We start from the raw sequence: 18,700 nt of genomic DNA, 5'->3' as shown, positions 1-18,700 counted from the left end.
AGGGAGACAGACCGTGGCCCATCGCGTCCATGCACTCGATTCATTTTTTTACTCTTCAATGGGTGTCTACGCCTTTCAGTCGCAGTGCGAAATGCTCGCCGAACTGGGTTTTGACGGCATCACGGTGTCAGCCTGGGGCGGCACGCCGCTGACCGACCTGCGCCTGCTGCCGCGCGTTCGCGAACAGCATGGTCTGCGGGTCGAAGGCCTGTATTTGGTGCTGCACGAAGGGCGCAATGATCACCTCATAAGGCGAATCATCGAAAGCGTCGAAGGCGTGGAACTCCTCGAACTGGCAGTCCAAACCTCGGTCAACGGAAGTGCGGCCATCATGCGGTTCATCGAGTCGGTGCTGCCCATCGCAGCGCGTCGCGGCTTGAGAATTGCGCTGTATCCCCATCTTCACCACGTCACCCAGACCACGGCTGAGGTGGTGCAGATCTGCGAATACTTCGCTCACCCGCACCTGGGCGCATCCTTCAACGGCTATCACTGGTACGCCAGTCAGGAGGGTGAACTTCAGCAACGCCTTGAAGCCATGCAACCCTGGTTGATGCAAGTCGTGCTCTCAGGCAGCACGCTCAGCGAACTGGGCTGGGGCGGTGTGGCCACGATGGAACCGGTAGATCGTGGAGAGTTAGACAACTTCGCCGTGGTCGCAGCACTGAACAGTGTCGGCTACACCGGCAGCATTGGCGTGCTCGGCTGGGACTACGGCGGGGATATTTATCTGAAGCTGCAACGCTGTCTGACAACCCTGCGCGATATTGATCGTCGCCTGGAACGTCATCCGCACGGGCCTGACTTTACATCGCTGTAACGCCCTCTCCACCTGATATGAAAAAGGAGCCTGCAATGACAGCCCTCTCTGTGCTTGACCTAATGATGATTGGCGACGGTAAAACCTTTACGGACACACTGAATGACGCGGTCGCTTTGGCGCGGCATGTGGAAGCCCACGGTTACAAACGTTATTGGGTCGCCGAGCATCATGACCTGCCGGGCATCGCTTCCTCGGCAACCACGTTGCTCGTCCAGCATCTGGCAGCGGCCACCCAGACACTGCGCGTGGGCTCCGGCGGCATCATGCTGCCCAACCACTCGCCCTTGATGGTGGCCGAGCAGTTCGGCACATTGGCCACCTTGTTCCCTGGCCGTATCGACCTGGGTATCGGTCGAGCACCAGGTTCAGCGGGGGCGGCCATTCGAGCCTTGCGCGGTGACGCTTCAGAGCGTGATTTCACGCAGGATATTCACGATGTGCAGGATTACCTGGCGGACAACGGGCATCAGCCGGTGCGGGCGATTCCCGGCCCCCACGACGTGCCAATCTGGCTCCTGGGTTCAAGCATGAACAGCGCGGACCTTGCCGCCAAGCTCGGGCTGCCCTATGCCTTCGCCTCACACTTCGCACCGCGCTTTCTGATGGATGCGATTACGCACTACCGTACGTCGTTTCGCCCATCGGCGGCGCTCAAACAGCCCTATGTGATCGCAGGCGTCAATGCCTTTGCCGCCCCGTCACGGGCCGAAGCCGATTACATCGCCAGCTCTCACCGGCAGTGGGTGTGCAACCTTTACGCCGGCAAAGCAGGCCCGCTACCGCGTCCCTCGGAGGGTTTTATGGACAGCCTTACCAACATTGATCGGCACACCCTCAACCAGGCAATGCTGTGCACGACGACAGGTGACCAGGACGACGTCGGCAGTTGGCTACGCCAGTTCATCGCAACGACCCAAGCGGATGAAGTGATCATTGATGCACGCATCTATGACGCCAAGGCGCGTTGCCGATCCTATCAACTGATTGCCGAATCCCTGGCCGACATGCTGGGCTGATCCAACTGGCAGCAATGGGACAGTCCATGTGTAAGCAACAGCAGAAACGCCCCCGGCTTCACGTCGATGCCGCCGTGCGCGCGATTGCCCATCCGCTGCGGCGGGAAATCCTGAAGTGGCTAAAGGCGCCGCCGTTGTATTTCCCCTTGCAGGAGTCGGGCGTTGAACGCGGAATCAGTGTTGGCGAGATCACTCAGCGCTGCGGCCTGTCCCAATCGACCGTGTCCCAACATTTGGCAGTGCTCAAACAGGCTGGCTTGGTTGTTGCTGGCCGAACGGGACCCTTTCACTTTTATCGGCGCAACGAAGCAGCAATCGAAGCGTTGACGAAATCGCTACGTGATCAACTTGCGCATCAGCCTGCTTCCTAGCCATTGCCACCTGTGCCTTGCGAGCATTAGAAACATATTGCGATCAGTCCCCAAACAAAATGGCCATGTTTCTCTGCGAGACGAGGAAATATACTCCCCTCCAGTATATAAGAGCACTTCCCCACAGTACCTTGGTGCACTGACCACCACGCCTATAATGGAGCCGTTCAATGCCCCATTTATCCGCGAAAAAAACGTGTATCCCCGACACCTGAGCATGGTTACGCCGGATCAGAGGTCACGCTGCTATGTTTAAGGCGTTATCTCATTTCAAGATATTTCATATGGCGTTAGTTAGCTCCTGTCTCAGATTTCTCTCAAATTGCATTTACCGCTCATAGTCGATTGGCATTACTGGGCTCGAACCTTTTTTTGATTGTTGGCTATATCGAATACTCGAGCCTATATGCAGGCAATTAGAAACAGAATGACCCGAGTCCTCAAACGAAACGCTCATTGTTCGAATTGGAAGTGCTACTTAAGCTCTTCCCCGTGAATTGGATGCATTGCAGCAGCTTAACGCTGCTCAAACCCACATTCCGAAAGCTTTTAATCGCCGGACAGGTTCGGCGTCTTCGTTTTGAAACACTGATGTTCCTCGCGTCGTTCAACGCTTGCGGCCGCTGTCGGCGCCATTGAGGGGAGGTGAGATTTTGGGAGGGAAAGCTATCAGCAACCGCTTTACCAAGAAAAATATACTCCCCACCAGTATTTTCGTATACTCCCCACCAGTACCATGCGTATCACCTACCAACATCACTGGTAGACTCCGAATTACAACTATTTGGGGGAGTACTGCAATGCCACACAGCCCTGTGGAGAAAAAACGTGTACTGGCGAGAATTCGCCGTGTCAGAGGACAGCTGGACGCACTGGAAATGGCGCTCGAAAAGGGCGCCGAATGTGGCCCGGTATTGCAGCAAATTGCTGCGATGCGTGGCGCAGTAAATGGCCTTATGGCTGGGGTGCTGGAGAGCCACCTGAGAGAAGAATTCACAGGTTTGGTAGAAACAACTGAGGCTCAGCAGTCGTCGATAGATGAAGTGATTTCTCTGGTGCGTACATACCTGAAATAACACTTTTTCTCCACGGCGAAGCGATCATAGCCCCAGCTCAAATGAAACAATCCAATGGAGGCAAGTCATATGAAATCTCGTGCAGCAGTTGCATTCGAAGCGGGTAAACCGCTTCAGATCGTGGAGATAGACGTCGCACCGCCTCGTGCGGGCGAAGTCCTGATCAAAATCACCGACACCGGTGTATGCCATACCGATGCTTTTACCCTGTCGGGTGATGACCCAGAAGGCCTGTTCCCGGTAGTGCTCGGCCACGAAGGTGCAGGTATCGTCGTAGAGGTCGGCGAAGGCGTCACCAGCCTCAAGCCAGGCGATCATGTCATTCCGCTCTACACCGCTGAATGTGGCGAGTGCCTATTCTGCAAGTCTGGTAAAACCAACCTGTGTACCGCCGTGCGCGCTACTCAAGGTAAAGGCGTCATGCCAGACGGTACCTCCCGTTTCTCTTACAACGGACAGCCGCTGTATCACTACATGGGTTGCTCGACGTTTAGTGAATACACTGTGGTCGCCGAAGTTTCGGTCGCCAAGATCCACCCGGACGCGAATCCTGAGCATGTTTGTCTGCTCGGTTGTGGCGTGACCACTGGCATTGGCGCTGTCCACAACACTGCTAAAGTCCAGCCTGGCGACACTGTCGCCGTATTCGGTCTGGGTGGCATCGGCCTGGCAGCAATTCAGGGTGCACGCCAAGCCAAGGCCGGGCGCATCATTGCTATCGACACCAACCCTGCCAAATTCGAATTGGCCCGTTCGTTTGGTGCAACAGACTGTGTGAACCCGAAAGACCATGAGCAGCCAATCCAGCAAGTAATCATCGAGATGACCGGCTGGGGCGTCGATCACTCCTTCGAGTGCATTGGTAACGTTCATGTGATGCGCGCAGCACTCGAGTGCGCTCACCGCGGTTGGGGCCAGTCAATTGTCATCGGCGTTGCCGGTGCTGGTCAGGAGATATCAACCCGACCCTTCCAACTGGTTACAGGTCGCACTTGGAAAGGTTCGGCATTCGGCGGCGTAAAAGGTCGCAGCCAACTCCCGAAGATGGTCGAAGACTCGATGAAAGGCGAAATTGAACTCGCCCCATTCGTGACTCACACCATGCCATTGGAGCGTATTAACGAAGCCTTCGAACTGATGCATGAAGGCAAGTCGATTCGCACTGTCATCAAATACTGACAGGTTGTCCGGGGCGCAAGCCCCGGGGAGCTTTTGGTAATTCCCGCTAGCAACTTTGGAGATACAAAGTGAGCAATGTAAAACTGCACCCTTCGTTAGATAACGGTATCAAACCAGCAGCCGCTGACTTCGCTGGCGGTACTCTGCAGTGCCTGTGCGCGACCGACAAGGTTGAAGTCAAAATCGAAGCTCAGACCTTGCACAACCACGCTTGCGGTTGCAGCAAATGCTGGAAGCCTGCAGGCGCGAAATTCGCCGTCATTGCTGTAGTTCCGCGAGACAAAGTCAGTGTGACTGCCAACGCAGCCAAACTGGCGATCATCGATGAAAGCGCCACCATTCAGCGTCATGCCTGCAACGACTGCGGCGCGCACCTGTACGGTCGTATTGAAAACACTGGCCACGCGTTCCACGGCTTGGACTTTGTGCACACCGAACTGTCGCCGCAAACCGGTTGGGCAGCCCCTGGCTTCGCGGCATTCGTCTCTTCGGTCATCGAAACGGGCACCCCGCCAGCCGAGATGGACGGTATTCGTAGTCGCTTCAATGAGATCGGCCTACCTACGTATGACTGCCTGTCTCCAGCACTGATGGACGCGCTGGCTACTCACGTCGCAAAGCAGAACGGCGTGCTCTAAGCATCCCCCTATACCGGTAACTACGTTTTAACGGCAACACCCTCGAAAACACCCAGTGTTATCGAGCGTACCTGCTCGCCCTCCAAATGACTGGCGAGTGGGTACCCCCTTTTTTTTTCACGCTATTAAATTTTTATTTGGGTACTGAAATGAAACACAGAGTCGTAATTGTCGGCGGTGGGGCTGGGGGGCTTGAACTGGCGACCAAGTTAGGTAAGCGTTTTGCCCGTTCGGAACAAGCGAGTATCACTCTGGTCGACGCCAACCTCACCCATATCTGGAAACCGCTGCTGCATGAAGTGGCGGCGGGCTCGCTAAGCGCCGCGACAGAAGAGCTCAATTATCACGCCCAAGCCAAGTGGAATCATTTCACCTTTGTACTAGGCCGAATGGATGGACTCAACAGGGCCAAGAAATCTATCATTCTTCAAGCTGTGACCGACCACGAGGGCATAGAGCTGCTGCCTGCGCGCACGCTCAACTACGACACCTTGATGATTGCTGTAGGTAGTACCTCCAATGATTTTGGAATTGAGGGCGCTCGCGAGCACACTGTGTTCTTGGATACCCGAAAGCAGGCAGACCTTTTTCATCACAAGCTGCTAAGCGCATACCTGCGCAGCAGTGCACATCCTGATCAGACCAACACCGTTTCCGTAGCAATTGTGGGTGCAGGCGCCACCGGCGTAGAGCTTGCTGCTGAGTTGCGACATGCTGCTCAGGAGCTGTCCAGCTACGGCATGGGGCACATCGCCCCTGAAAACCTGAAGATTACCCTTATCGAGGCTGGCCCACGAATTCTGCCGGCCTTGCCTGAACGAATCAGCACCCCGGTGCTGCAAACGCTTAAAAAGCTGGGGATCGATGTGATGGTCGATTCAGCAGTGTCCAGCATTGATGAGGCCGGGCTGACAACCCGTGATGGACTGCGTATAGAGTCGGCGCTCAAGGTGTGGGCCGCAGGTATCAGAGCCCCCCTGTTTCTCAAGGATCTCGCTGGCCTGGAGACCAACAACATCAATCAACTGGTGGTGGGGGCTTCGCTGCAGACCACTCGTGATGAGTCTATTTTTGCCTTTGGCGACTGCGCGGCTTGCTTCGATACCAACACTGGCAGGAACGTTCCGCCCAGGGCCCAAGCCGCTCACCAACAGGCCTCGATGTTGGTGGATTCAATCGCCGCCATCATCAAAGGCAAATCATTGCCGTTATACAAATACAAAGACTACGGCTCCCTTGTCTCCCTATCGAAGTTTTCGGCAGTAGGCAACTTGATGGGCGGCATGAAGCTTGAAGGTCATTTGGCGCGATATTTCTATATGTCGCTGTATCAGATGCATCAGGTTGCGCTTTACGGCGTGGTGAGAACGACGCTCTCAATCATCGGTAGTTTTCTTGGCAACCGAATCAAACCCGCGCTCAAGCTTCACTGACATTCTAGTCACGACCCCATCATCCATCATGCTGGATCTGTGGTCGCGCAGTCAGATGAGAAAATTGGAGACACCTACATTGAAGAATCTTCTTTTTTAATAGCGCTGGTGTCGTTCGCCCCCTGGCACAGGCAGGCAGCCCTGTCTCGATCATCGCCGCAGAGAATTTTTATGGCGACATAGCCAAGCAGACACAGTCATCACTCGCTGAGCGGATGCTTTCAGTCGCTAATCAGTCCAACGTTCCGACCGTCGCTGTAACCGAAATGCAGCCAACCGCAGTGACCTACCAAGTCTGGATATCGGGTGCACTGGACTCGCTTGAGGAGGCATTGGGAAATGAGCAACGCTGATGCTGCAACGTTCGAAGGTGTGACGCTTGAACTGGGTAGTCATCGAGTGCTGAACAATGTGAGTCTTTCGGTCCCTGCCGGTGAGTTCGTGGGGATTTTAGGCCCTAACGGCGCTGGCAAGACGACGCTGATGCGGTCGATCCTGGGCCTGACTCCTACGTCTCATGGCTCCATCTTTGTGCTAGGGCGTCCCGCGTCGCGGGGCAATATCAAGGTCGGCTACATGCCACAACTCAGAGGTACGTCGACAATCGTCGCCATTCTGGCGGGTTCCGTAGGTTATTTCCTCGTGCTTCGCGGCCAGACCTTCCCTGGACACGCGCTAGCACACGTTGGATTTACCGAGGCAACCGGGGCCGTTTTGATCGGCGCGCCCCCCTTGGCCGGCCTTGTGGTGATGAGTGTCACTGCAGGAGCAGCAATGGGTGCCATGGGTGAGAAATTGGCCCAACGCGACATTGCAATCGGCGTGGTACTTTCATTGACGCTCGGGATCGGATTGTTGTTCCTTCACTTTCTGACCACCTCGGCAACGCAAGCTACGGCTCTGCTATGCGGCAACGTTCTCGCGGTAAGCGTCAGCACGATCCAGATTCTGTTAGCACTCGCCGCAATAAGCCTCGCCGTGCTGGGAGTGATTGCCTGTATCCCACGCACGTCACCTCGGCGCTCAATTAGCGAAAGGTTTTCGTCACAGGAGGCCTAAGGAGTTTTCAATACCGCACCAGCGGCTTTCGCTTTGCCACAACGCCCACAGATCACTCACCCTGTAACCGGAGTCAACAATGAGCATTGAAATCATTTCCTCCCAGAAAAGCTTCGGCGGCTGGCACAAACGTTATAAGCATCGATCCGAAGTGCTTGACTGCGACATGGTATTTGCAGTGTATCTTCCGCCTCAGGCAGAGCGGGCCGGCAAGCTGCCAGTGTTGTACTGGCTGAGCGGCTTGACCTGCACCGATGAGAATTTCATGCAAAAAGCGGGTGCTCAGCGCATTGCCGCCGAACTGGGGATTATCATCGTGGCCCCGGATACAAGTCCCCGCGGTCCGCAGGTCGCTGCTGACCCCGACGGCGCCTGGGACTTTGGTCTGGGTGCGGGGTTCTACATCAATGCCACTGAGAACCCTTATGCTCAGAATTACCAGATGTACGACTACGTCGTAAGCGAATTGCCAGCATTGGTGGAAACACACTTTCCGGCCAGTGACGCACGCAGTATCAGCGGACACTCCATGGGTGGGCACGGGGCCTTGGTATGCGCCCTGCGCAACCCGGGCCGTTATCGATCGGTATCAGCGTTTTCACCCATTTCAAATCCGATGAAATGCCCATGGGGAGAAAAGGCGTTCTCTCGTTACCTTGGCAATGACCGCAGCAAGTGGCGTGAATGGGACGCCTCTGTTCTGATCGAAACAGCCAGCGAAAAGCTGCCACTGTTGATCGACCAAGGCGAGAGTGATGACTTCCTTGAGAACCAACTCATGCCAGGAACATTAACGCGCGCCGCCGATAAAGCTGGGCACACTATTACTCTGCGCTTGCAGCCAGGCTACGATCACAGCTACTACTTCATCGCCAGCTTCATTGAGGACCATCTGCGCCATCACGCCCAAGCTCTAAAGTGATCACCCGCCTACAGTCAATGGCTAGATGGTTTTGGTCGGACAGCATAGACGTCCTGCCCACAGCAATTCTGTAAGGGCCCATAGGGCCCTTTTTAATTGCTTCGAATGTCGCAGCCACGCCCATTGTCAGGTCAGTTCAGCTGGGACAAGGGCAACCAAAGTCGCCAAGCTCAAAGGCATCGCGCAGACTCACTGATACGGGTCACCGTCTGTTCTGCACAAAAAAAGGCGCCGCCAATCGAGTTGAACGATTGACGGCGCAAAACCGTTTTTAGCGTTGTAGACGCCTCAAAACGGGTACCCAATCCAGTGGCTAGTGCACAGCCTTTTGTCGCTTGAACCCATGCAGCAATGCGTCAGCCGCCACGATCGCGTCATACACCAGGTCCGGCGTCACCGTGAAAGGCATGTTGTGCATAGTGTCGTTTTCATCGCAGGCCACCTCGGCAACTTTTCTCCATTCCGCTTCTTTGAAGTATTTGAGCCCCAAATCTTCGAGCGTCAGAGGCAAACCGACGGCCATGGCAATGTCCACCACCTCCTCAATCTCTGCCATTGGCGCGGCTTCCATCACGAGCTGCGTGAACAGGCCAAACACGACCTTTTCTCCGTGTTGTGCACCGTGCAGGTCATGCACATTAGTCATGCCGTTATGGATCGCATGCGCAGCGGCGCACCCACCGGACTCCGCCCCGACCGCCGACATGTAGATGGTGGCCTCAATCGTATTCTCCAGGGCAGCCGTGATGGCGTTGTTCTGCACCGCGAATGCCGCTTGGGCCGAATATTTTTTGATGGTCTCGTAACACGTTTGCGCAATCGCGAACCCGATCAATGTGGGTTTGAGCATCTTGCCGTCATTGCCCAGGATCAGATTGTCGCGCTGCGCGGCAAAGCACGCTCGCGCCTCGAAATACGTGGCCAGACCGTCACCCACACCCGCAGCAAAAAACCGCGGGGGCTGTTCGGCCAGAATGCGTGTGTCTGCTAATACAACGTCCGGGGTTTTGGATAAGAACAAATAGCGATTAAACGTATCGTCGTCGTTGTAAATCACCGAAATCGCCGTACAAGGTGCGTCGGTAGAGGCAAGCGTCGGCAGGATGAGTACGGGTTTTTCGAGGAAGTGTGCAGCCGCCTTAGCGGTATCCAGGGTTTTCCCGCCCCCTATCCCCACGACATAATCGGCGCCGCGTGCCGCCTCCACGTGCCGGTTGATTTCACTGTCGGAACATTGCCCACCAAACACGGCCAACTCCGCGCGTTGTTCGTTCTTGAACCCCGGCATCGCCTTCTCATGCACACGGCCGACGATAAATTGATCGCAGATCAAATAGGCATTCGCCCCGAAGGCTTTGCCATGCAGTGCTAAATCCACCAGCGCATCGGCCTGGACCAGAAATTTGGCCGGCGATGCAATGCCTTTGGTAATTGTCATCTCATTCCCTCACGTCGCCTGCGCAAAACGCTCAACGTATGCACGCTTGAGCGTTCCCCAGCGCTGATGACAAATCAGTTAAATACCATTCCGCCATCAATGATCACGGCCTGGCCGGTCATGTAGTTGGAATCAGGGCCGGACAAGAACGAAACACAGGCCGCCACATCTTCGGGCTGGGAAAGTCGCTTGAGGGTGATGTGTTGGGCAAACTGTTCCATTCCCCATTCAATGCTTTGATTGGCGTTGTCGGCCACATCCTGGGCGACCTTGCGCATCATGGGGGTGTTCACGATGCCAGGGCAGTAGGCGTTAACCGTGATCCCCAAGTGCGCCAATTCCCGGGCCGCCGTCTGGGTGATGCCACGCACGGCAAACTTGGTCCCGCCGTACACCGCCAGGTCTGGGTTGCCGATATGACCTGCCTGCGAAGAAGCACTGATGATTTTGCCGCCGTGACCTAACGCCTTGAACGCCTTTACTGCTGCCTGTATGCCCCAGAGCACACCGCCCACGTTGATGTCGAACGTGCGGCGATAGATCTCTGGCGTAATCGACTCGATGGGCGCAATGGGCGCAATCCCTGCGTTATTGATGACCACATGCAGGTCACCCAGGCCATCCACCGCCGCCTGCACGGCCTTGAAAACATCCTCGCGGTCGGATACATCGACCTTTATCGCCAAGGCTTTACCGCCGGTTCTGCGGATGTTTTCAGCGACCTCACAGGCTGTTTCAAGGTTCATATCGGCACAGGCTACGGCGAAACCATCGGCCGCCAAACGCAAGGCAATGGCCTCTCCGATCCCTTGACCGGCACCGGTTACAAAAGCAACTTTTCCCAAAGACTTAGTCATGCGGGTGTTCCTTCTTATTCGTGATGGGGGTTACAGACTGCTCACATAGATGCCCAGGCTCAGAAGCTTGCCTGCAGCTTCACACCGGCGACCCAGGCATTGTCCACCTCGTAGACACCCCCTGGATTGCGCACGTACTGCACATTCGGGCGCACGGTGAGCCAATCGGTCACGTGTACGCCGTAATTGAGTTCGATGTTGTATTCGCTGTGCTGCACGGGCACGTACTGCGGGTCGTCGTAGTCACTGATGCCCGTACTTTCATTGATCAAACGCTGGCGCTTGGTGACGTCGTCATTGACCTTGAGGCGTGCGATGCCCACGCCGAGGTCATCTTGGGGCCGCGCATCAAACGGGCCTTTGTAGACCGCGCCGATATTCTGGAAGCTTTCGATACCACTGGTGGCTTTGTCGTGCACGGTCAGGCTGGCAAATACGCTCAGACCACGCGAAGCATCGCCGTTATGGGTTGTAAGCTGCTGTTGGCCAATGACCCATGCGCCGTGTTTGCTGCTGCGTGACTTTGGCGCCTGGCCGGTCAACACCTGCGGGTTACCGTTGACGTCGTCGTACAGGTCGTTGGCGCTGGCACTGCTGTGGTAGTAACCCAACCGGTATTCACCGGGTAAGGCATCTTTACCGACAATGGGCTTCCAGATGACCTCTACCGGCACCAACGCGCCTTGGGTGCCACTGCCGCTAAGTTTGAAACCGTTGCCTGTCTCCAAGTACGACGGATTTTGCTCATACGCCCCCACTTGCACCGCCCAGTGATCATTGAGGTTATAGCGCACACGCCCACCCCACTGACTCACTGGCCCGCTGTACCAGATATCCCCAGCGACGTTGCCGATGGGGGCACTGCAAAACGACAGGCTCTGAAAGTCGCAGGGGAAACTGGCGAAATCCTCATTGACGCCCACGCGGCCGAACTTGAGATCCAGGGCGCTATTGAAAAACTTCTGGCGATACCACATCTGGGTCAGGCGCCAAGTCTGCCCCCTGCCCCACACCTCCTGCACCGAACTGAGCTGTGGCGCACGCGGATCGGAAACGCGCTCGTTGGAGAGGTTGTTGCCGTTGCGTTCAGTTACCAGCAGTTGGAACTCTGCCTCATTCCAGCCGAGCAACTTTTGCAGATCCAGGTGCGTGCCCAGTGCCCATTGCGCGGTATATCGCGCCGTGCGGTCATGGTTATAGCCTCCGTGGACATTGGTGGCGGCTTCGCCGACGTAACCGACGATTACATCAACGCCCTGCTCCAGTAGCTCACTGCGTACCCCTCCCCAATCTCCGGTTCCCCATTTCGAAGAAGCGTCCTCGGCTGAGGCAGGCACGGCGATGCATGACAGGAGCCCGAGCCCCAGCGGCAATTTCCAAGCGATGTTCATGTCGATTTATCCTATTGTTTTTATGTTTTACGACACAGCGTTGACCGGACCGCAGGGCAACGCCCTGGCGGTCACTCAAAAAAGCAATCAGTTGAAAAATGGGTCGCTACAGATCAAATGCCGGCCAGGCACAGGTATTTGATCTCCAGGTAATCCTCCAGCCCGTATTTGGAGCCCTCCCGGCCAACACCCGATGCCTTGACCCCACCAAACGGCGCGGCCTCAGAACTGATAATCCCGGTGTTGACCCCGACGATGCCGTACTCCAGCGCCTCGCCCAGACGAAACACCCGGCTCAGGTTCGCGGTGTAGAAATAAGCCGCCAGGCCGAACTCGGTGTCGTTGGCCTTAGCGATGACCTCGGCGTCATCGAAGAAGCGAAAGACCGGTGCAAGCGGGCCGAAGGTTTCCTCTTTGGCGACGCGTGCGCTGTCCGGCACATCCACCAGGATGGTGGGTTCGAAGAAATTGGCGCCCTGGGTATGTGCCCCACCGCCCTGGACGACCTTGGCGCCTTTGGCCAACGCATCCTCGATATGCTCACGCACCTTGGCGACAGCTTTCCCATCAATCAGCGGCCCAAGGGTGACGCCCTTGGTAAAACCATCGCCAATCTTCAGCGCGCCGACCGCTGAGGTCAGTTTGTCGACGAAGGCGTCATACACCTTGTCGTGCACATACAGGCGATTGGCGCAGACGCAGGTCTGCCCTGCATTGCGAAACTTCGATGCGAGTGCGCCTTCTACGGCAGCGTCCAGGTCAGCATCGTCGAACACGATAAAGGGCGCGTTGCCGCCCAGTTCCAGAGAGACTTTTTTGATGTCGTGAGCGCACTTTTCCATGATCTGGCGGCCGATCTCAGTAGACCCCGTGAAGGAAATCTTGCGCACGACCGGGTTGCTGGTCAGCTCCTCGGCAATCTCTGCAGCGGCGCCGGTGACCACCGACAGCACGCCCTTGGGAATGCCTGCCTGTTCGGCGAGGTACACCAGCGCCAATGCCGAGAACGGCGTCTGGGAGGCAGGTTTGATCACCATTGTGCAGCCAGCGGCCAGCGCTGGCCCGGCTTTACGGGTGATCATTGCGCTGGGGAAATTCCACGGCGTAATGGCGGCGCATACACCTACGGGCTGCTTGATGACCAGCAAGCGTTTGTCCGTTGCGCCCGGAATAATATCGCCGTAGACCCGCTTTCCCTCCTCCGCATACCACTCGATATAGGAGGCGGCGAAGACGATTTCACCCAGCGCCTCAGGAAGCGGCTTGCCCTGCTCCAGCGTCATGATGTGCGCCAGGTCATGCTGGTTTTCAATGATCAAGTCGTACCAGCGGCGCAACGCATTTGCGCGCGCCTTGGCCGAAAGCTCACGCCAGGCCGGCAACGCGTGCTCAGCCGCTTCGATGGCACGGCGTGTCTCAGCCTTGCCCATGCGCGGCACCTGGCCGATGGTGGCGCCCGTCGACGGGTTGCTCACTGTGATTGTGGCTTCAGTGTCTGCAGCCAGCCATTCACCGTTGATAAAGGCTTGATGACGCATGAGTTCGGGGTTGTTCAAGCTCATTGCAGGTTCTCCGTTACGCGGCGCTTGGGTGCGCCTTCGACACTGACGGCTTTGAACTTGAAGCCCCGGTAGTCATCATTCTTGACCGCTGCCAACTGTTCGTTGAAGGCGCCCAAGCCCCCCATGTAGAAGTACACCTTGTTGCTTTTGCCGGGGATATTGGCGCCGAAGATCCACGAATCGGTCTTGGCGAACAGCGTTTGATCGGCAATGTCCTGGCAGGTCTTGCCCCATTCCTGCTCGCTTTGTGCAGAGGGTTCCACGCAGGCCAACTCGTTTTGCTCCATGAACCCAACCAGATCGCAGACCCATTCCACCTCGGTTTCAATCGTCGGCGGAAGGTTGGTGAACGGACCGTTTGGCCCCAGGATCATGAACATATTCGGGAATTTGGCGGTGGCCACCGACAAGTAGCTGGACGGGCCGTCCGCCCAGTGATCCTTCATCGAGACGTTATCGCGGCCGCGAATATCGATGCGCTTGTAGTTACCGTCCACGGCGTCAAAACCGGTAGCAAACACCAGCACATCCAGCTCGTGCTCGACCCCGTCCGCAGTACGAATGCCCTTGGCGGTAATCTCGTCGATCGGGTTGGCCTTGACGTCAACCAGCGACACATTGGGGCGATTGAACGTGGCGTAGTAACCGCTGTCGCACAGCGGGCGCTTGGCGTAGAGATCGCGGGGCATCAATTTGCGTGCTGTCTCCGGGTCCTCGACGATCTCGGCGATCTTCTCGCGAACGAAATTTTGCGCCTCGATATTGGCCTCTTCACTGGTGGCGATATCGTTGAAGGTCTGGAACATGTAGCGGAAGCCGCCGCCCCCATCCCAGGCGCGCTGGAAAATGGCTTTGCGTTCGGCAGCGTCCACACTCATGGTGGGAATATCGCTTTCCGGGAAGCCGAACGCCAGGCGCGAAGACCGCACCTCCTGCCAGATGGCGTCGTAATTGCGCTTGATGTCGTCGACGTAGTCGCGACTGACTGGGCCGTTGCCTACCGGCACGGTGTACTGCGCAGAGCGTTGGAACACGGTCAGGTGGCCGACGGTCGGCGCGATCGCGGTGATGACCTGGCAACCTGTCGACCCCGTACCGATCACGCCAACGCGCTTGCCTTCCAGCACAGCATCGGCCGGCCAGTTGGCAGTGTGGTACATGCTCCCTTTGAATTGATCGAGGCCTTTGATCTTGGGCACATTGGTTGCGGACAACAGGCCCAATGCCGTCACCAGGTATTTGGCGCTGTATTGATGACCGTCGTCGGCCGTGACCAACCAACGGCTGCTCTGCTCGTCGAACACCGCAGCGGTGATGCCTGTTTCCAGCTGGATATCGCGGCGCAGGTCGTGACGATCCACAGCGTGGTTCAAGTAGGACAGGATTTGCGGCTGGGTCAGGTAGCGTGTGGTGATGTCCCATTCCTGGCACAGCTCACGGTCCCAGGAGAAGCAATAGACGAACGATTCGCTGTCGGATAACGCGCCGGGGTAGCGGTTCCAGAACCAGGTACCGCCAATGCCACCGGCCTTGTCGAAGGCACGCACTTTCAAGCCCAATTCATCGCGCAATTTCTTGAGCATGTAAATGCCGCCAAAACCTGCGCCGATCACAATAGCGTCGTAGTTGATAACGTCGGTGCCAACGGAACGTTTGGCCAGAACTGTAGTTGTCATTATGTTCTCCTGTTTCGATCAATGCGCCTGCTGGCTTCACTCAGAAACAAAGCTGCAGGCAAGCCGTATCCGCTCCCCTGAATCAGGATCCAGGGGACATAAACTTGATTAGTGAACGGGGTCAGTTAGAGCGAGAAGCCGCCATCAACAGCGATCGCCTGCCCGGTAACGTGGGGCGCGCACGCCAGGTAGACGGCCAATTGGCCCATGTCTTCCACGGTTTGCGCTTCCCCTTGAGGCAGCAGGCTGGACTGGTGCCGCTCCCAGGATTGCACTTCGGTTTCGCCGGGTTGCGCCCAACGCGCGGAAAGCCCCTCATCACCGCGCCACATACCGGTGCCCACCACACCAGGGCAAAGGGCGTTAACCGTGATGCCTTCGCGGGCAACTTCCTTGGCAAAGGCGTTGGTAAAACCGATCACTGCGAATTTGGAGGCGCTGTAGTGAGAGAGGTCCGGAAAACCGACTTTGCCGGCAATCGAGGCCAAGTTGATGATGCGGCCGAAGTTATGCTCGCGCATCAGTTTGAGTTCGGCCTGGCAGCAGAGGAATACACCACGGGCGTTGATATTCATGATGCGGTCCCACTCGCTGACGGCCAGCTCATCGACCCGACCGAGGCTGACCACGCCCGCGTTGTTGACCGCCACATCCAGGCGGCCAAATTGCGCCCTGACCTGTTCGATCAAACTGGCGACACTCTCGGGTTTGCTGACATCAACCTGCAGGGCCACAGCCCGACGACCCAAAGCCTGGACCAAGGCGGCAGCCTCTTGTGCGATCCCCAGGTCGTAATCGGCCAGTACCAGGTCTGCGCCAGCCTGGGCCAGGCTCAGCGCAATGCCCTGGCCAATGCCACGACCAGCGCCTGTTACCAGGGCAACCTTGCCGTTCAGGGAGAAATTCACAGCATTGAATTCGCTCATGTACTGCCTCTGTCGTTATTGTTGTTGGGATGCGACCGTTCGACGCGGCCTGCTGAGACTGACAGAGCAAGTCGGATGCCAACACCTTGAAACTCCGCCATAACGCCCGGAATAGAGGGATCAACGTGTGATTGGACGCAGCCCCCTAGACCATCACCGCAAGACATAACCGCTCGTGTCTCCCGTGGGACGCTGCGACTATTGAGCGGTTATGTCTCACCGACACCGGCTGACGGATTCCGCTTGTAGGGATTGGCCAAGCCGCCTTTAATGGCCATCAACAGAAAAATAAGATCCAACCCTTCGGAGGTACCATGTCCTCTGGTTTTTCGAAGACTCATGTGGAACACGTGAGTCGTGTACTGCGCACTGCCCAGAATGCCCCGACGCTGCCGGTGCCCAACGCCATCCTCGATTCCTGGCGTCGCTCGGTCCAGCATTACAAGCTCGACCCTGGATCCCTGCAGGGGCCCAGGGTGCTTGAGGCTCACCAGATCAACGAGCACCGCCAGCGAGTGGACGATTTCCTGCATTTGGCCGGTGATGAAATGTCGCGACTGCACGGTCGCGTTCGCGACGCCGATTACTGTGTGATGCTCACCGATACGCTGGGATGTACCGTCGACTACAGGATCGACTCGGCCCTGCGCGGCGAGTACCGACGCTCCGGCATGGACGTCGGCACCTGCTGGTCGGAGAAAGAAGAAGGCACGACAGCCGTCAGCGCGGTGCTGATCGACAAGCTGCCGGTCACCGTGCACAAGCTCGATCACTTCCGTGCGGCGTTCATTGGCAATACCTGCTCTGCGGCGCCGATATTTTCACCCAGCGGCGAGATTCTTGCGGTATTGGACGTTTCTTCAGTGCGTGCTCCCGATGACAGGCGCAGCCAGCATTTGATTCGTCAGATGGTCATTCAAAGCGCTACCGAACTCGAAAATGCGTACTTCATGTACAGCACCCAAGATCTATGGGTATTACGGGCACACCCCCTGCCAGGCTACGTCGACAGTCAACCGCAATGCCTGTTCGCCTGGGACCGGGATGGCCGCATTGAAGCTCTCAACCCCGCAGCACGGCGACTGCTGTTGCAGCGTTGTGGCCGAATTCCCGCGCATATTGACGAAGCCTTCGCCTCAGCAAAGCTTCCCGCCGCCGGCGACGACAACATCCACTTTTTGCCGTCGATGGGGTTGCACGTGCGCCTCAAGGCGCCCCGCCGCCCCACCAGCGCCCCACTGGCCAGCAGTCCGGCCTCAGCGCTGGACCCCAAGGTTGCGCAGGCGATGGAGCTGGCGGTACGCGTCAAGGATCGCGGTTTGCCTGTGCTGATCCATGGTGAGACCGGTGCGGGCAAAGAGTTTTTTGCCCTGCAACTGCATGCCGCGAGCAAACGTCGCGAAAAGCCCTTTGTCGCTGTGAATTGCGCGGCGATCCCCGAAAGCTTGATAGAGAGTGAATTGTTCGGTTATGCCGCTGGCGCTTTTACCGGCGCGTCGACCAAAGGCATGCGCGGTCTGTTGCAGCAGGCCGACGGCGGCACGTTGTTTCTTGATGAAATCGGCGACATGCCCCTGGCCCTGCAAACCCGCCTGTTGCGCGTACTCAGCGAAGGCGAAGTGGCACCGTTGGGAGGTGCGCGCGCCCAGGCCATCGATATTCAGGTGATTTGTGCCAGCCACCGCGATATTGCCACGCTGGTTGAGGCCGGCAGCTTTCGTGAAGACCTGTTTTTCCGCCTGAGTGGCGCACGTTTCGATATTCCCCCGCTACGCGAACGCAAAGACAAATTGGCGTTGATCAACACACTGTTGGACGACGAGTGCGAGCGTTCGGGCGAGCGCTTAGAACTGAGCGAGTCTGCGCTGGAAATGCTGTTGAATTACAGCTGGCCCGGCAATATGCGACAACTGCACCACGCGCTGCGATACGCGTGTGCCGTGTGTAATAGCCCGGTGATCGGAGTAGATGATCTACCCGTGACACTCGGTGCGAGTGCGCCGGTGAAGGGCCAGGAGACTGTCAGTGGCAGCCCGGAACGCCAGACGCTGATCGACACGCTCGTGCGCAACCGCTGGAAACCCCTGCTGGCCGCACGGGAACTGGGGATTTCCCGTGCAACGCTGTACCGCAAAGTAAACCTGCATGGCATCACCATGCCCGGCAAGGGTTCGTACGACTGAACCTGCGGCAGACGAGCTCCGTGCTCGCCTGCCGGTGGGACCTTACACAGCCTGCTGCAATGCAGGCACGGCGTCGAACAAGTCCGCCACCAGGCCGTAATCGGCCACCTGGAAGATCGGTGCTTCTTCGTCCTTGTTGATCGCGACGAT

16 protein-coding genes and 1 pseudogene are annotated in these 18,700 nt (G+C 57.2%); 10 read left to right on the top strand and 7 right to left on the bottom strand.

All coding sequences use genetic code 11. The annotated features are described in order from the left end of the window. The first annotated feature begins 13 nt into the window (after positions 1-13). The 9 genes from CQ041_RS05650 to fghA all read left to right on the top strand — a co-directional run bounded on the left by CQ041_RS05650 (position 14) and on the right by fghA (position 8,517). Positions 14-820, top strand: coding sequence for a sugar phosphate isomerase/epimerase (locus CQ041_RS05650; RefSeq protein WP_105521494.1), 807 nt, complete (start codon positions 14-16; stop codon positions 818-820). A 35-nt stretch (positions 821-855) separates the two neighbouring features. Continuing rightward, positions 856-1,839 (top strand): LLM class flavin-dependent oxidoreductase, encoded by a 984-nt coding sequence (locus CQ041_RS05645; protein ID WP_105521493.1) that lies wholly within the window; start codon positions 856-858, stop codon positions 1,837-1,839. Positions 1,840-1,865: 26 nt separating this feature from the next. Further along, complete coding sequence (locus tag CQ041_RS05640) at positions 1,866-2,210, top strand: helix-turn-helix transcriptional regulator (RefSeq protein ID WP_105521492.1); 345 nt, start codon at positions 1,866-1,868, stop codon at positions 2,208-2,210. An 800-nt stretch (positions 2,211-3,010) separates the two neighbouring features. Continuing rightward, positions 3,011-3,286 carry a formaldehyde-responsive transcriptional repressor FrmR gene (gene frmR, locus CQ041_RS05635; protein WP_105521491.1) on the top strand — a complete coding sequence of 92 codons (276 nt, stop codon included), beginning with the start codon at positions 3,011-3,013 and terminating at the stop codon, positions 3,284-3,286. A gap of 69 nt (positions 3,287-3,355) precedes the next feature. After that, positions 3,356-4,465, top strand: a complete 1,110-nt coding sequence (locus CQ041_RS05630) for an S-(hydroxymethyl)glutathione dehydrogenase/class III alcohol dehydrogenase (RefSeq protein WP_105521490.1) — start codon at positions 3,356-3,358, stop codon at positions 4,463-4,465. A 68-nt stretch (positions 4,466-4,533) separates the two neighbouring features. Further along, positions 4,534-5,103, top strand: coding sequence for an S-(hydroxymethyl)glutathione synthase (gfa, locus tag CQ041_RS05625; RefSeq protein ID WP_105521489.1), 570 nt, complete (start codon positions 4,534-4,536; stop codon positions 5,101-5,103). A 149-nt stretch (positions 5,104-5,252) separates the two neighbouring features. Next, a complete protein-coding gene (locus CQ041_RS05620; protein ID WP_105521861.1) occupies positions 5,253-6,536 on the top strand; it encodes an NAD(P)/FAD-dependent oxidoreductase in 1,284 nt (427 codons plus the stop codon). Between the two features lie 339 nt (positions 6,537-6,875). Then, positions 6,876-7,595 carry a metal ABC transporter permease gene (locus CQ041_RS05615; protein ID WP_105521488.1) on the top strand — a complete coding sequence of 240 codons (720 nt, stop codon included), beginning with the start codon at positions 6,876-6,878 and terminating at the stop codon, positions 7,593-7,595. 79 nt (positions 7,596-7,674) lie between these two features. Beyond that, positions 7,675-8,517 (top strand): S-formylglutathione hydrolase, encoded by an 843-nt coding sequence (gene fghA, locus CQ041_RS05610; protein ID WP_105521487.1) that lies wholly within the window; start codon positions 7,675-7,677, stop codon positions 8,515-8,517. A 313-nt stretch (positions 8,518-8,830) separates the two neighbouring features. Here fghA and CQ041_RS05605 read toward each other — a convergent pair whose 3' ends face one another. The 6 genes from CQ041_RS05605 to CQ041_RS05580 all read right to left on the bottom strand — a co-directional run bounded on the left by CQ041_RS05605 (position 8,831) and on the right by CQ041_RS05580 (position 16,367). Further along, entirely contained in the window at positions 8,831-9,955 is a 1,125-nt protein-coding gene (locus CQ041_RS05605) for a glycerol dehydrogenase (RefSeq protein ID WP_105521486.1), read from the bottom strand. A gap of 74 nt (positions 9,956-10,029) precedes the next feature. After that, positions 10,030-10,812 carry a (S)-acetoin forming diacetyl reductase gene (locus tag CQ041_RS05600; protein WP_105521485.1) on the bottom strand — a complete coding sequence of 261 codons (783 nt, stop codon included), beginning with the start codon at positions 10,810-10,812 and terminating at the stop codon, positions 10,030-10,032. 59 nt (positions 10,813-10,871) lie between these two features. Then, complete coding sequence (locus tag CQ041_RS05595) at positions 10,872-12,203, bottom strand: carbohydrate porin (protein WP_105521484.1); 1,332 nt, start codon at positions 12,201-12,203, stop codon at positions 10,872-10,874. 113 nt (positions 12,204-12,316) lie between these two features. Continuing rightward, entirely contained in the window at positions 12,317-13,765 is a 1,449-nt protein-coding gene (gene gabD, locus CQ041_RS05590) for an NADP-dependent succinate-semialdehyde dehydrogenase (protein ID WP_105521483.1), read from the bottom strand. Continuing rightward, entirely contained in the window at positions 13,762-15,441 is a 1,680-nt protein-coding gene (locus tag CQ041_RS05585) for an NAD(P)/FAD-dependent oxidoreductase (protein ID WP_105521482.1), read from the bottom strand. Before CQ041_RS05585 ends, gabD begins: the two co-directional genes overlap by 4 nt. Positions 15,442-15,566: 125 nt before the next feature. Continuing rightward, a complete protein-coding gene (locus CQ041_RS05580; RefSeq protein WP_105521481.1) occupies positions 15,567-16,367 on the bottom strand; it encodes an SDR family NAD(P)-dependent oxidoreductase in 801 nt (266 codons plus the stop codon). A 314-nt stretch (positions 16,368-16,681) separates the two neighbouring features. Between CQ041_RS05580 and CQ041_RS05575 the strand changes: the two genes are divergently transcribed. Next, the gene (locus CQ041_RS05575) at positions 16,682-18,550 is read left to right on the top strand and encodes a sigma-54-dependent Fis family transcriptional regulator (protein WP_105521480.1); all 1,869 of its coding nucleotides are present in this window, start codon (positions 16,682-16,684) and stop codon (positions 18,548-18,550) included. Positions 18,551-18,592: 42 nt separating this feature from the next. Here CQ041_RS05575 and CQ041_RS05570 read toward each other — a convergent pair. Then, positions 18,593-18,700 (bottom strand): annotated as a pseudogene (locus tag CQ041_RS05570) (electron transfer flavoprotein subunit alpha/FixB family protein); the annotation flags it as partial.

The sequence above is a fragment of the Pseudomonas sp. MYb60 genome (assembly GCF_002979555.1).
Taxonomy (GTDB): Bacteria; Pseudomonadota; Gammaproteobacteria; order Pseudomonadales; family Pseudomonadaceae; genus Aquipseudomonas.
The sequence above is the reverse complement of the archived record's forward strand: the minus strand, read 5'-3'. Positions and strand labels throughout refer to the sequence as shown.